A 622-nucleotide genomic window follows, 5' to 3' on the forward strand; every position below is an offset into this window, starting at 1 on the left:
AAATATCAGATACTTTCTTTTTTGGATCCATTATCCAAATTTGATTTAATAAAGAATTATCGTTTAAGAATTTTGTAAGTTTTCCTTTTGATATTTTTTCAACCATTTCTTTAGGTTTGCCTGAGTTAATTACTTCAGCTTTAATAATTTCTAGCTCTTTATCGATAAGAGCTTTATCAATTTCATCACTTTTTATAGCCAATGGATTAGATGCTGCAATATGCATGGCTAATTTATTTCCGAGTTCTTCGTTATCACCTTTAATAATACCATCTAATGTTACAATAGAAACTATTTTCCCTATATTTTTTTCAGTTAGGGAATGAACATAGAAAAAGTTTAAACCTTTTTTATTATCAAAAAAATCAGATCTTCTAATAGTTATTTTTTCACCAATTTTTGCTATAAGGTCTACCAAATTATCTTTAACAATACCTCCATCACTCATTTTAGAGTTTGTAAGTTTTGTTAGGTCCCCTTTTACAGAAAAGTTTATGTTTGAAAGTTCTTTACAAAAATTTATGAAATTTTTATTTTTAGCAACAAAATCAGTTTCACTATTGATTTCAATTATTGAAATTTCTCCATTAATTTCTTTAGCTAAAACTAGGCCATCTGAAGC

The 622-nt window shown here is 26.4% G+C and carries 1 protein-coding gene; it reads right to left on the reverse strand.

Features of this window, described 5'->3' with window-relative positions; genetic code table 11:
* The coding region (gene tsf, locus AMN78_RS01165; protein ID WP_306452605.1) for a translation elongation factor Ts at positions 1-592 on the reverse strand (592 nt) is incomplete at its 3' end.
* Between the last annotated feature and the right edge of the window lie 30 nt (positions 593-622).

The sequence above is a fragment of the Candidatus Pelagibacter communis genome (assembly GCF_001179945.1).
GTDB lineage: Bacteria > Pseudomonadota > Alphaproteobacteria > Pelagibacterales > Pelagibacteraceae > Pelagilacustribacter > Pelagilacustribacter ubique_A.